Genomic DNA, 13,282 nt, shown 5'->3' on the forward strand with positions numbered 1-13,282 from the left:
GATGCACCCACTTGAAAATTATTCCAGACTGTCACTTTTTAAGAATCGCAAATAACTGACATGAATCTCGATTTTCGTAAGTACATTCTGCCTATTTTAATCTGTTTGTCATTTTTGTAATTCTATTGTAAAGAAATAGCTCTATAATTTTCATTTCCTTAAAATTTGCAGTTTCTTATTTTCTTTTCTCCGTTATAACCAGCCGTGCTTTTCTCCGGACTTATTTTAAGTGTTTGGGTCTCCTCTTCTATCGTTATCATGACTATGAGTTTTAGTACCTATTCGACCAGAAAGGACTTATTGATTATAAAAGCGGTAGATTCAAAATTTACTGTTTGCTTTCGAACTTTGAAAACTTTATATTTAGAGAGGCGAAATATTAAAAAGACGAAATGAGTGGACGGCTATGAAGGCTTGGATCGACAATTGGAAGTTGAATTTCTCCTCCTATAACCGCAATATTAAATTCTTTATGCTGGCAAATGTTTTAATCCAAATCGGGTTAGGCGTTTTTATGGTGATGTATAACCTCTATATTAAAGAACTCGGCATGCCCGAAACCGTCAATGGCAAAGTAATTTCCATGACTGCAACAGCCTCAGCTCTTATGCTGATTCCGGCTGGCTTCTTGAGCGACCGGTTCGGAAGGAAATGGATCATCATTGCCGGTGCCGTTTTTGGGGCTATGACCCTTTTTTATCGCAGCTTTACGATTACAGAAACTCCCCTTGTCACAGCTGCTTTTCTCACTGGGCTTTTCATGGCCTTTGTACAAGTTTCAGGCGTCCCTTTTCTAGCGGAGAATTCCAAACCTTCGGAGCGTGTACAGATGTTCAGCATCTATTTTGCTTTGATGACTGTAGCAAATGTCGTCGGCAGTCTGCTTGGCGGCGTAATTTCAGATGTATTTCAAACCATCCTGGATATGGAAGCGGTATATGCCATCCGCTGGTCATTGCTTGCAGGGGCTTTCATTTACAGCTGCGGCTTGATTCCTTTGCTTTCTTTAAAAAGCCGGTCCACTGAAATTGAAGAAAAAGTTAGCCATGACCCGCTTGTACCTGCAAACGACATCAACCTTAAAAAGAATTTGATTGTCATTTTTCATTTTTCGTTTGCCAGCCTATTGATCGGACTCGGCTCGGGACTTGTCGTCCCCTACTTGAACCTCTACTTTTCCAATCGATTTGATGCTTCGAATACGTATATCGGCCTTATTTTATCGTTAGGCTCTGCGATGACGGCTGTAGCGATGTTGATCGGCCCTATGCTCGTCCGGAAAGTCGGCAAAGTGAAAGCTTTGATCATCTTCCAAGTACTGTCCATCCCGTTTCTGATTTTGACCGCTTATACGACTTCGCTGTTTCTTGCTGCCATCGGTTTTCTTTTGAGGCAAGCCTTGATGAATGCCGGCAACCCGATTCAAAGCGCGATTGCTATGGAGGTCGTTCATGATAAATACAAAGGTTTGGCGAACTCGCTAAACCAAGTGGTTTTCAATGTCGGCTGGGCCACCATGGGCCCACTTGCTGCCGGACTTGTTGTCGCTTTCGGCTCCTACTGGGGCTACGCTTATGCGTTCACCATCACTGCAGGACTTTATGTCGTCTCATCCATCTACTATTACTTTATCTTTGGAAAACGAAAACTTGCAGACGAATAAAAAAGGAGTCGCCCCAAAAGGTATTTGGGGCGACTCCTTTTACTTTATTTTTTCTTTTTTGAAGTGAGCCGTCCGAGCAAGAATGCACCAGCTGCAAGCCCAATTGCCGTATTCGTCCGCTTAGTGAATACTTGTTTTGCGACTAGATTCAAGTTCTGCGGGCGTTCAGCCAGTCTGCGCATGAAATAGCCGTACCAGTCATCGCCAAAAGGCACATACGTACAGAAATTATAGCCTTTATTCGCCAAATCCAATTGCATATCTTTCCGGAAGCCATAAAGCATCTGGAATTCGAATTTCTCCAACGGAATGCCGTTTTCTTCTACAAACTGGATGACGTGGTTGATAATATGGTGATCGTGCGTCGCGATCGAAGTGAACTTGCCATGCAATAGATGGTATTCGATCAAAGCGATGAAATTTGCATCGATTTCTTCGCGCGTCTGGTAAGCGTATTCTTCCGGTTCTTTATAAGCGCCTTTAACAATTCTCAGACGAAGATCTTTCCGTTCTTTTATGTCATCTTCTGCTCTATAGAAATAAGATTGGATAACGGTTCCCACGTTATCGTATTCTTTTAATAATTCATCGATTAAGTCGTAGGAAGGCTGGACATGTCCATAATCTTCCATGTCGATATTAATATGCATATCGTATTTGCTTGCCGCATCCACGATTTCTTTCAAATTCTCGTAGCAGAAATCATAGTCGATATCTAAACCGATCTGAGTAGGCTTTAAAGAAATATGTGCGTCTACCCCGTTCGCATGAATGCTTTCAATGACTTCCAAAATACTGTTCTTCGCTTTTAATGCTTCTTCTTTTTCAAAAACGAATTCTCCAAGATTGTCAACTGTACAGCTGATTCCTTGAGCATTCAATTCACGGATACTTGCGATTGTCTCTTCAATATTTGTCCCGGCTACCACTGTTTGAGCGCCTAATTTAAGGCCGTATTTCTTTGCAGCAGCTGTCAAAAATTGATTTTGCGACAATCCGATAAACACATCTTTTAACATTTTCTTCCCTCCTGATACAATTCACCAAAAGCCTGTTTATCCAAATGGAAAATGGCTTTTCCTCTCAGATACAAGCATTTATATTGTAATCCTTTTTTTCTGAACCCGCACCATTATTTTAACTGGAATTAAAGATGATTGCTAAAAATCTCAAAATTCTACGAGCTTACTTTTCAAAAAAACTCCCCGAAGCCGAAAGCTTCCGAGGAGTTTAGATCAGTTATTGATATATTTTTCGAAAACGTCGCCAAAATCCTTGATATGGTACTGATTTCGCACAGAAGTCATCCACGTGAATCCAAAGTCTGTCAGTTTAGAGTATTGGACATCCATTGCCACGTCATTTGGACGAGAATTTTGAAGCACCGTTACCGCTTTGTTCAAACTTTCGTTTGCCATCGCCGTAACGATTTCATTTTCATGCGTAATTTCAGCAATGCGCAATAGGGATTTATACAAATCTTTCAAACGCTCGATTTGATCTTTTTGAACATCGATGCTGTAAGCGATCTGCCCTAATTTAAATTTAATTTCAATATCCAAATCGATTTTTCCGGCTGTTTCCATTACCACATCCGAAATGGAGTTTTGTGAATACGGGAATCTTTTCAACGTACGTTTTGAAGACATTGCACTTTCGCCATCCACGTGGATAAGCGCTAAGTTAGTAAAGCAATATTCGTCCGCTTTCGTCTTGATCAAGAAATAGATTTTTTCCTGGTCTTCGTGCATGACATAATCGTCTGCATCCGTTTTATCGTAGTCTTGTGGGTCAATGATTTTGCCGATATCAGATAAACCTAGAGCTTCTGAAGCCATTTTTTTGAACATTCGCCAGTTCCCCTTTTCAAGATGAATATCGTTCCCCTTTATTCTATCAAATAAGATCCGTTGCTACACCAAAATTTTGTCAGTTAAAAAGCAGATAGCCAATCTTTAGCAGACTGGCTACCTCTCTCCATTATTTATTTAAATTCCAGACTGAATAGTTCAGTCCCAAAGCAAAGGCTACCCAAGCAATATATGGAATCATGAGAGATCCGGCCAGTTTATCCACGCCGAAAAATTCGTAAGTGGTCAATGTCAGAACGCCAAGTAAAGCTGTCATTTCGATTAAAGCCGTGCCGCGCATTCCCCATTTAAAAAACAGGAACGACCAGAGGAAATTGAGCCCTAATTGAAGATCATAAGGGGCCAAAGTGTTTTTGCGTTCTTCTTGATTGTCCGATTTTTCATCCACGCGATACTTCGCTAGCCCCATAGCTGCATACAAGGTGGTCCAAACTGTCGGAAATACCCATGGCGGCGGTGAAAATGATGGTTTCTTCAAGCGTTTGTACTTCTCTTGCGTATTGCGGTTGGCAATAGTTCCGATTATCGATCCGCCAACTACCGGAACCAGCACACTTAACGCTAATTTTTTGCCGTTGAATTGACCGTCCGCTTTTAAAACTTCCATTATTTCTCCTCCTTTTGAATACTTTCTTTCCTACTCTTTCCTTTAAGAAAAGTTCATAAACAAAAAAAACCATCCCCATATCCGCTTATACAGCAGATACGAAGATGATTTTGATTAATTTGAAGCAGTCAATTTCGCCAATTTATGGTTTCTTACACTTAAAACCGCCCAAAGCATAAGATTGAAAGCCAAAACGAAACCACCAAGAATGGATACGCTTAAAATGAACGTTTCGCTTCCATAAGCTGATGACATCGATTCCCGGAAACCGAGAAGCGCATAGCTCATTGGAACGAAATCATGCACTTTTTGGAAAAACGAATTGGTTAATTCGACTGGGAATGTCCCACCGCTTGCTCCAAGCTGAAGAACAAGAATAATCATGGCGACAAAACGCCCCGGATTTCCAAGCGCAATGCTCAAGAACATGATTAAGAACATGTAAGCCAATGAAGTAATAATTGAAATGGCGATAAATTCGCCTACATGATCCACTTGCAAATGGAAGCCGAAAATCATGATGGCATCCACAATCAAGGCTGCGGCAGTCGCTTGGACAAAGCCGAGCAAAAACTTACTGAGCCACCAAGCAGCTCCGGAAGTGGGCTGGCTTGGACGTCCGTTGATCGGAAAGACTAAGTTGAAAGACAAAGCACCTACATAGAGGCCTAATGACAAAATATACGGGGCCATTGCGTGGCCGTAGTTAGGCACTTCACTTATTTTGCTCTCGGTAGCTGATGCCGGTGCCGCAATCATTTCGTAGTTGGCATCCGACAAATCAGTGCCGTTGATTTCTTGTGCTCCTTCCGCCAAACGATCAGCAAGTTCCGTTGAACCTGTTTCCAGCTTGGCAGCTCCCTCGCCCAATTCTCCTGCACCGCTTTCCAATGCTTGCGCTCCGTCGCCAATGTCCCCTGCTCCGCCGGCCAGTTCATTGACCCCATTAATGAGTGTCGGCACGCCGTTGTTCAGCGAAGAAATTCCAGAGGCTAAATCATCTGCTCCCGATTGAAGAGCAGCCGAATTTCCTGCAAGTTCATCGGCCCCTTGTTTTAGTTCGTTTGTTCCATCTGCCACTTTAGCGACGCCTTCCGTATAGGCAGCCGTTCCTTGCTGAAGCTGCGCTGAACCTTCTTTTAATGCTCCTGCACCTTCCACCAATCCGTTAGACCCGGCAGATAATGCGGAAACCCCTTGATTCAACGATTCGCTGCCTTTGGCCAAACTATCCACTGCTCCCGCCAGCTGCGGTAAACTGCTCGCCGCTTCATTGACTCCTGAAAGCAATTGTCCGCTTCCTGCGGCAGCTTCATTGATGCCTGTTGTGAGCGATCCAGCTCCTGGAATCAATTTGCCATTTAGCGCTTGCTGAATGGTTTCATATCCGCCTAAAGCTTCGCTTGCAGCCGGGTTCACTTGAGCGATGGCACCAGACAAGCCAGCTGCTTGTTCCGGCAATGATCCAAGCGACTGGAACGCCGGTAAAATACTATTGTTCAAATCTGAATTGATCGCTGCCAAGTTTCCAGCTAATTTGTCGATAGACGCTTGCTGATTGGCTGACTGCGTTGCAGCACTTTGTTCGATGGCAGCAATCAATTCACTTTGCTGCTCCGGCGCCAATGCATTATAGGTGGATGTGTTTTTTACTGCTTCTGCTGCATTCGATGAGGATATCTGCAATTCATCCAATGCCTGCTTCGCTGCCGACAAGTTCGCTTGCAGCGAAGCTGCCCCATTGGCATCTCCTGCAGAAGCAACCGCTGCTAATTTCGCTGCATTTTCCCGGATGCTCGCAAGCCCTTGTTGAAGGCTATTGACTTGGTCTTGGCTCGGCAATCCTTGTTGAAGGGCTTTAAGACCTTCTTCTAAAGAAGAACTTCCCGCTGCCAATTCATCAAGGCCATCATTCAACGCTCGCTGCCCATTTGCTAATTGCTGGATTCCTGAATCCGGCCCAGCCAGTTCAGCCGTTTTGGTTTGCAGTTCTTGAAGCCCTGCATTTAGTTGGCCGCTGCCGTTTTCAGCATCTGCCAATCCACTATTCAATTGCTGTGCACCCGGAAGCAAGGTTCCAAGGCCGTCTGCTAAGGCCGCCGACCCTTCGACAAGTTCTGCCCCGCCTGCTGTAAGCTGGGAAGTCCCGTCAGCTAAACCGGCGATGCCGCTTTGCAATTGGCCGACTCCATCGGTATACGCAAATACTCCAGTTCGAAGCTGGCCGGCACCTTCATCCAATTGCGCAGCTCCCGCTGCAAACTGGCCAGCACCCACTTCCAGTTTTTCAGCACCTTGTTTGAAAGTTAACGTACCCGTTGCCAGTTCCCCTAGTTTTTCACTGAGCGTTGCATTTCCTTTATGGATTTCTGCAGCGCCGTCCGTAAGTTGCACTGCCCCATCTGCTGCTTCGTCCATACCATCTCCAATTGTCTGAATCTGGTCAAAAACCGCTTTTACATATTCTTTTGTGACACTTTCAGAAATTTGTTCCCGAATATCGGCTGTCGCTTGTTTGCTCACAGCTTCAATGAAAAATCCGCGTCCAGGATTGGTTTCGTATTGAAGATTCATCGGTTTAGGCTGAACCCCCATCACCGTCGAAGCATTAAATGAAAAATCTTCCGGAATCGTCAAAACCATGAAGTATTTCCCTTCATCCATTCCTTTTTCCGCTTCTTTTTTATCCGTAAAATGCCATTCAAGATCCTGGTTATCTTTTAAGTTATCTACGAGTTCATCGCCAACTGCAAGTTGCGTTCCTTCGTATTCTGCCGGCTGGTCCTGATTGACGACAGCTACCGGCAAACGATCTGTTTTGCCGTAAGGATCCCATGAAGCCCCAAGGAAAAATCCTCCGTAAATGATCGGAATGAACATCAATACAAACATTGTACCCATCAATAAAGGCTTAGAAAGCAGTTTCTTCCATTCGGTTTTCAGCGTATTCACTTGTCATCACCTTGTTCCCATGGCAATACATCGCTCAAAGACTCTTGGTTCCAGTTCAAAGTCGGTAAATTTTCCACTCCAAATCCTTCTTTCAATAAATCTCCTGCTGACACTTTCGAAAAATACTCGATCAGCAGATTGTCTCCTTGTGCGAATACATTCCGCAAAATATTTTGGCCGCGTTTAGCGTATTTTCCATCATGAAAAGCCAGGCTGATCAAGCCGGTGTCCGGATACATCTGGATCGGCCCTTCCATTGCTTCAATGATATCCAGCATACTGATGTCATCCACTGATTTGGCGAGAGAAACGCCGCCGTTATTTCCTGAAACCGACACAGCAATTCCTTGTACAACGAGCTTTCTCGTGATTTTTTTCATATAGGAAGGCGATACGCCCAGTCGTTTACTGATTTCATCCGAAGCTAATGGCGCGCTGCTTTCTTGCGTTGCGAGCAACACAATGATGCAAATCGCCTGTTCCACTTTTTTTGTTAGCTGCATACTTAACGCCCCTTTACTTCTACTTTTTTTATCCATTATGGATAAATTATATCCATAAAGTATTAAACCACTTTCTCATTCGGATTGCAAGACTTAGATTGCCCTCCGTCAATAAAAAATTCCCTTTGCTTCAACGGCAGTCGAAGCAAAGGGAATTCTAAATCTTAGCGATTAAAATATTTTTTTAAGTAGGCAATCACTTCAAGCCTGCAGCTTTCCGTTAGCGGAGAAGCCTTCGGATGGACAAGTTCACCATATAATAACTCGCCTAAAAAACGCACTTCATTTTGAAAATTTTGCTGAAGATTCCCATCGAAAACCGTTAATTGAATATAAATCGAATTCCCTTGTTCTACATAATCAATAAGTGAAATTTCATGTTTCATCCTTAAAACAACCCAACAGCTTTTCCGTCCGCACCGACATCCATTTTCAATGCTGCCGGCTGTTTAGGCAATCCAGGCATCGTCATAATGTCGCCAGTCAAACAAACTAGGAAGCCTGCGCCAAGTTTCGGGATGATCTCCCGGATCGTGACAGTGAATCCTTCAGGACGGCCAAGCAATTTCGGCTGGTCTGATAAGGCATACTGTGTTTTCGCCATACAGATCGGCAACTCGTCCCAACCGTATTTTTTTAATTCGGCCAGTTGTTTTTGGGCTTGGTCCGTCAATTGAATCGCTGCGCCGCCGTAGACTTTTTGCACAATGGTTTGAAGCTTTTCTTCCACAGAGTCGGTTTCATCATATAATGGAGTAAAGTTTGTCGGACGGTCCAATTCCTGTTTGACCAACTTTGCCAGCTCTAAACCGCCTACTCCGCCTTGCTCCCACACATTTGTTAAAGCCACTTGAACGCCAGCAGCTGCTGTCCATCCCATAATCTCGCCAATTTCAGAGTCGCTGTCTGTAACAAAGCGGTTTAACGCCACAACCGGTTCAATACCGAATTGACGGATCGTATCTACATGCTTTGCCAAATTGACCATGCCGCGTCTTACCGCTTCCGGATTTTCTTCACCCAATAAACCTTTAGCAATTCCGCCATGCATCTTCAAGGCCCGAACGGTCGCCACAATCACCACGGCATCCGGATGGAATCCGCCTTTTCGCGATTTGATGTGCATGAATTTTTCAGCGCCGAGATCCGCACCAAAGCCGGCTTCGGTCACCACAATATCGGCAAGCTGCCTTGCTGTATTTGTCGCCATTAAAGAATTGCAGCCATGGGCGATATTCGCAAACGGGCCGCCATGGATAATTGCGGGCGTCCCTTCGATTGTCTGTACGAGGTTCGGTTTAAAAGCTTCTTTTAAAAGCAGCGCAAGGGCACCTTCAACTTCAAGGTCCCGTACGGTGATCGGTTCTTTTCCGTAAGTGTAGCCGATGACCATTCGGGCAAGGCGCTCTTTCAAGTCTTCTATAGAAGTGGCTAAACACAGGACTGCCATGATTTCCGAAGCTACTGTAATATCAAAACCGTCTTGGCGCGGCACTCCTTGTGCAGGTCCGCCAAGTCCAATCGTCACTTGGCGGAGCGCCCGGTCATTCATATCGAGAGCCCGTTTCCATGTAATTCTCCTCGGATCGATTTGCAGCTCATTGCCTTGGTGCAGGTGATTATCAATAAAAGCAGCAAGCGCGTTATTAGCAGAAGTGATGGCGTGAATGTCTCCTGTGAAATGCAGGTTGATATCTTCCATCGGCAAGACTTGGGCATAGCCGCCTCCAGTGGCACCGCCTTTTACGCCCATAACCGGGCCAAGCGATGGTTCACGAAGAGCCACAACGACCGATTCCTTCAATTGGCCGAATGCATCTGCAAGCCCTACAGTAACTGTAGACTTGCCTTCTCCTGCAGGTGTCGGACTGATTGCCGTCACCAATACCACTTTTCCGAGTCTTGCAGCTTTCGGCAATGCTTGGACGTCTATTTTCGCTTTGTATTTTCCGTATAGCTCAAGCGCATCAGCTGGAATGCCGGCTCTCTCTGCGATTTTCTGTATGGGTAAGATCTTGGCATTTGAAGCAATGGACAAATCCGTATTCGTCATTCATTTCCCCACTTTCAATTTTTCTTTTATTATAACCTGCCCTCTGCAGAAAAGAAAAAGCCGCCTCTTAGAAAAACGAGACGGCTGCCTATAATTGGCGAGTTCAGTTAAAATTTGAAAAATCCGCTTAAAATCAATTCTGGAAAATCTTCTTCAATCACGGCATATAAACCGTTCTCTTCTAAATGTTCATAAAGTTCCTCGTCTTCAGCAATGCGAATCGCACCGGATTCCGAATAACCTTCTTCATGGAATTTGATAATGTATTTTTTTAAGCCATTTTTTTCAATAACGTAAATGGTGAACGGTTCGTATTTCTTTACATTGCGCAAATTTTGATGGGCGACTACTGAAGCCGCATCCATTTTTTCTAAATGGTTATAGATGAACCCTTCCGAACGCTCTTTTTCAGCAGAGATATAATTCATCTTTGAATGATGGCGGTTGATAAATCGCTCGGAAAGATTTTGATGAAAAGAAATCGTCTCCCACTCCACTAAATGCCGATACTTCTCGATAAAACGCTCAGACAGTTTTTGGCTGCGGGTAATGCTGTTCCAATCGACCTTCTCCGGATGGCGGTCAATCAATGACATGGGCAAATCCTGAAACAGCGAGAGCGCTTTCCACGATAAATGGTCTTGGTGCTTTTCGATAAAAGCCGGAGATAAGCCTTTGCCATTATTGACATTCCTCTTCATCGAAATAAGGGCCCAATAATGTTTTTCACTGAACTCTTCTCCTTCTCTCTCCAAGGTCTTCAATTGGCGATTCGATAAGCCTTCTTGCTCCGCTTGCCACTTGTCCGCTTCGCTGAACTCTTCGATGAACCGCTCAGAAAGTTCCTGTGCTGCCGCAACTTCCTGCCAGTACAAGCGATGGCTGAACTCCCGGATAAAAGCTTCCGAAAGCACTTGCTTAGCCGATACCAAATACCAGTTGACTTGTCCGCTGTTGGCACGGATAAATTCTTCAGACAACGCCTCTTCTTCACAAATGCGGTTCCAGGAAATGGCTCGTTTATCTTGATAAGCTTTCGCTTCCATCAACTCTGTTATGGAATTAAACATCTTTTCCACTCACTTTCTTGATCTGTTTATGTATATTTTATCACGCAGACAAAAGCCCTTTAAACAAAAACCCCCGCAGACCGGGAAGTCCGGGATGCGGGGAGAGTTTCAATCAACCGTCATTTTTCCTTATCATCCGAATCTGCAGTGTTTCTGCGCTCTTCCGGAAAATCCATGTCATCGCGAGATTCTTGAGCCTGTTCTCTGAATTCCTGCTCCAATTGCTTGTTCTGCAACTCATCTTTATTTTTATCTCTAGCCATGCAATCCCTCCCTAAATTTATGTTATCCCCCTTATTCCCTGATAAGAAATTGATAAACGGATAATCATGATAATAAAAGAATCGAAGTTTAAGCCCTATTTTCGTTCTCTAACAATAAAGCCCTACCTCCTAATAGACCAGGAGATAGGGCTTCGTTTTATTTTTTCTTCACAATCGCAACGGTGCAGCGCGAAACACAAATAAGCCGGTCTTGCTCATCGACAATTTTAATGTCCCACACCATGGTCGTCCGCCCCTTGTGAAGCGGTGTACCAATTGCTGTCACAAGACCATCTTGCTTGCCTCTAATATGATTGGCATTGATCTCCAAACCGACCGCATACTCAGTTTCCTGGTCGATCAGGTTCCAGGTGCCGACACTTGCTACTGATTCGGCAAGTACGACAGAAGCGCCTCCATGCAGCTGGCCAAAAGGCTGATGCGTGGCTGCGTGGACCGGCATTGTGGCCACTACCCGATTCTCCTCCATTTCGGTAAATTCAATGCCGAGCACTCCTGCAATGGTCTGTTCTACTGGCTTCATCTTCATCTACTACAACTTCCCTTCTCTTCAATCAAACTCATTTCCTAGAAATGCAAAAGATTGCATGCTATCGCTAGGAATTGGAACCGCTTTCTATTTTTTGTTCGCGCAAGAGGAATTTTTGGATTTTCCCGCTGGCATTCCGCGGCAGTTCATCCACAAAACGATAATGTCTCGGACGCTTAAAGCGTGCCAAATTTTCATTTTTTATACAAAATTCTTCTAACGCTTCCGCTGTCAAAGAAGGGTCTTTTGAAACGATGAACGCAAGCACCGATTCTCCCCATTTTTCATCCGGCACGCCAAGAACCGCTACATCCATCACCGCTTCGTGTTCATGAAGGACATCTTCAACTTCACGCGGATAGATATTTTCACCGCCGCTGATAATCATATCATCGACACGGTCTGCCACATACAAATAGCCGTCTTCATCCATGAACCCGAGATCACTTGAATGATACCAACCTTTATAGAGCGCTTTTTCTGTTGCCTCCGGCCGATTAAAATACCCGACCATCATGGAAGGGCCTTTAACGATGATTTCTCCAACTTCGCCAGGCTTTAAAATGTCATCCGGTTCTGATGGTCCGTTTTCATTGGGTTGGACAATCCGGATTTCATGGTTGTAGGCAGCCCGCCCGGCAGAACCCGCTTTGGTCAGCTGCTCATCTTCTGCAAGAAACGTAATGGCAGGCCCCATTTCAGTTTGGCCATAAGCTTGGATCAAATCGATGCCGAGCACTTCTTTTACTTGTTTGACAAGGACCGGCGCCATCGGAGCTGCGCCGTATAATCCGCATCTCAATGTGTCGACTTTAGCCGCTGCCCCTTCCATTTGCGCCATCATGCTCCACATGGTCGGCACTGCAAACATCACGGTGATGCCTTCTTTTTTAATGATGTCCAATGCAACGGCCGGGTGAAATTGATGCATGATGATGCTGGATGCACCTGACTGGACACGCGGAATGATGTTGCAATGCAATTCCGCACAATGGAACATCGGTGCAGCGACTAAACCGATGTCTTTCGGTGTATATTTCAATAATGCGATGCACACCAAGCTCTGTTCTGCCATGTCGCGGTGGCGGTGGATCACGCCTTTTGGCCGTCCCGTCGTACCGCTCGTATACATAATGGCATAAGTGTCCGTTTCCTCAACTTCCACAACCGGTTTTTCCGATGGTGAAGCCTGGGTGACTTCGTTATAGTTCTTCGCATAATCAGGTGTTTCTGCATCGATGAACCAGAAGCCGATATTCGGGAAATCCGCTTGGATGGCAGCTACCGGTTCTTTCAAGGCTTCTTCGAATAAAACAATCTTAGGGCTGGCGTCAGTTAAAATGTAAGCAAGTTCTTCAGACTTCAAACGGAAATTAATCGGATTGAATATCGCACCAATTTTGGCGCAAGCAAACATGGCAGTCGGCAGTTCAATATTATTAAAAAGATAGGTTGAAACACGATCCCCTTTTTCGACACCCGCTGCTGTTAAGGCATGGGCTAAGCGGTTTACTTCTTCATCCCACTGGAGGTACGTCCATCGATAGCCTCTTCGCAAATCCACAATCGCTTCTTTGTCCGGTAATTTACTCACTGTCTGATCAAAAATTCTGCCGAGCGTTGCGTACATTCCCCCAACCCCTTCGCCTTTTTATGAACAGCTATTCATTTTGTTTCTACCTATAATGATGTCAGATTTATATAAACAACGCAATAACTTTTCAGAAAATTTAAGCGATTTGTCTTAACT

General features: G+C 44.7%; 12 protein-coding genes. 1 reads left to right on the forward strand and 11 read right to left on the reverse strand.

Annotated elements, in window-relative coordinates; all coding sequences use genetic code 11:
- The first annotated feature begins 406 nt into the window (after positions 1-406).
- Positions 407-1,663, forward strand: coding sequence for an MFS transporter (locus NFU07_RS10545; protein WP_251477819.1), 1,257 nt, complete (start codon positions 407-409; stop codon positions 1,661-1,663).
- Positions 1,664-1,707: 44 nt separating this feature from the next.
- Here NFU07_RS10545 and NFU07_RS10550 read toward each other — a convergent pair whose 3' ends face one another.
- The 11 genes from NFU07_RS10550 to NFU07_RS10600 form a co-directional block, all read right to left on the reverse strand.
- Positions 1,708-2,682 carry a proline dehydrogenase family protein gene (locus tag NFU07_RS10550; protein ID WP_235197982.1) on the reverse strand — a complete coding sequence of 325 codons (975 nt, stop codon included), beginning with the start codon at positions 2,680-2,682 and terminating at the stop codon, positions 1,708-1,710.
- A gap of 216 nt (positions 2,683-2,898) precedes the next feature.
- Complete coding sequence (locus tag NFU07_RS10555; protein WP_235197981.1) at positions 2,899-3,513, reverse strand: PH domain-containing protein; 615 nt, start codon at positions 3,511-3,513, stop codon at positions 2,899-2,901.
- 130 nt (positions 3,514-3,643) lie between these two features.
- A complete protein-coding gene (locus NFU07_RS10560) occupies positions 3,644-4,141 on the reverse strand; it encodes a TspO/MBR family protein (protein WP_251477822.1) in 498 nt (165 codons plus the stop codon).
- A 114-nt stretch (positions 4,142-4,255) separates the two neighbouring features.
- The gene (locus tag NFU07_RS10565; protein WP_251477825.1) at positions 4,256-7,093 is read right to left on the reverse strand and encodes a YhgE/Pip domain-containing protein; all 2,838 of its coding nucleotides are present in this window, start codon (positions 7,091-7,093) and stop codon (positions 4,256-4,258) included.
- Positions 7,090-7,596: an RrF2 family transcriptional regulator gene (locus tag NFU07_RS10570; protein ID WP_235197977.1), complete on the reverse strand. Its 507-nt coding sequence runs from the start codon at positions 7,594-7,596 to the stop codon at positions 7,090-7,092. Before NFU07_RS10570 ends, NFU07_RS10565 begins: the two co-directional genes overlap by 4 nt.
- 164 nt (positions 7,597-7,760) lie before the next feature.
- The gene (locus NFU07_RS10575) at positions 7,761-7,982 is read right to left on the reverse strand and encodes a hypothetical protein (protein ID WP_235197976.1); all 222 of its coding nucleotides are present in this window, start codon (positions 7,980-7,982) and stop codon (positions 7,761-7,763) included.
- A 2-nt stretch (positions 7,983-7,984) separates the two neighbouring features.
- Positions 7,985-9,649, reverse strand: coding sequence for a formate--tetrahydrofolate ligase (locus NFU07_RS10580; protein ID WP_251477828.1), 1,665 nt, complete (start codon positions 9,647-9,649; stop codon positions 7,985-7,987).
- A gap of 107 nt (positions 9,650-9,756) precedes the next feature.
- A complete protein-coding gene (locus NFU07_RS10585; RefSeq protein ID WP_251477832.1) occupies positions 9,757-10,719 on the reverse strand; it encodes a hypothetical protein in 963 nt (320 codons plus the stop codon).
- A gap of 119 nt (positions 10,720-10,838) precedes the next feature.
- A complete protein-coding gene (locus tag NFU07_RS10590) occupies positions 10,839-10,982 on the reverse strand; it encodes a hypothetical protein (protein ID WP_251477834.1) in 144 nt (47 codons plus the stop codon).
- 157 nt (positions 10,983-11,139) lie between these two features.
- Positions 11,140-11,532, reverse strand: a complete 393-nt coding sequence (locus NFU07_RS10595; protein ID WP_235197972.1) for a hotdog fold thioesterase — start codon at positions 11,530-11,532, stop codon at positions 11,140-11,142.
- Positions 11,533-11,599: 67 nt separating this feature from the next.
- Positions 11,600-13,162, reverse strand: a complete 1,563-nt coding sequence (locus tag NFU07_RS10600) for a fatty acid--CoA ligase (RefSeq protein WP_251477836.1) — start codon at positions 13,160-13,162, stop codon at positions 11,600-11,602.
- Positions 13,163-13,282: the final 120 nt, after the last annotated feature.

The sequence above is a fragment of the Planococcus sp. NCCP-2050 genome (genome assembly GCF_023708025.1).
GTDB lineage: Bacteria > Bacillota > Bacilli > Bacillales_A > Planococcaceae > Planococcus.

Bases quoted from the DNA above. Each gene is read 5' to 3' on its own strand.
- NFU07_RS10545 (WP_251477819.1), top strand. From the start codon at position 407: ATGAAGGCTTGGATCGACAATTGGAAGTTGAATTTCTCCTCCTATAAC.
- NFU07_RS10575 (WP_235197976.1), bottom strand. From the start codon at position 7,982: ATGAAACATGAAATTTCACTTATTGATTATGTAGAACAAGGGAATTCG.
- NFU07_RS10585 (WP_251477832.1), bottom strand. From the start codon at position 10,719: ATGTTTAATTCCATAACAGAGTTGATGGAAGCGAAAGCTTATCAAGAT.
- NFU07_RS10570 (WP_235197977.1), bottom strand. From the start codon at position 7,596: ATGCAGCTAACAAAAAAAGTGGAACAGGCGATTTGCATCATTGTGTTG.
- NFU07_RS10555 (WP_235197981.1), bottom strand. From the start codon at position 3,513: ATGTTCAAAAAAATGGCTTCAGAAGCTCTAGGTTTATCTGATATCGGC.
- NFU07_RS10560 (WP_251477822.1), bottom strand. From the start codon at position 4,141: ATGGAAGTTTTAAAAGCGGACGGTCAATTCAACGGCAAAAAATTAGCG.
- NFU07_RS10580 (WP_251477828.1), bottom strand. From the start codon at position 9,649: ATGACGAATACGGATTTGTCCATTGCTTCAAATGCCAAGATCTTACCC.
- NFU07_RS10550 (WP_235197982.1), bottom strand. From the start codon at position 2,682: ATGTTAAAAGATGTGTTTATCGGATTGTCGCAAAATCAATTTTTGACA.
- NFU07_RS10595 (WP_235197972.1), bottom strand. From the start codon at position 11,532: ATGAAGATGAAGCCAGTAGAACAGACCATTGCAGGAGTGCTCGGCATT.
- NFU07_RS10590 (WP_251477834.1), bottom strand. From the start codon at position 10,982: ATGGCTAGAGATAAAAATAAAGATGAGTTGCAGAACAAGCAATTGGAG.
- NFU07_RS10600 (WP_251477836.1), bottom strand. From the start codon at position 13,162: ATGTACGCAACGCTCGGCAGAATTTTTGATCAGACAGTGAGTAAATTA.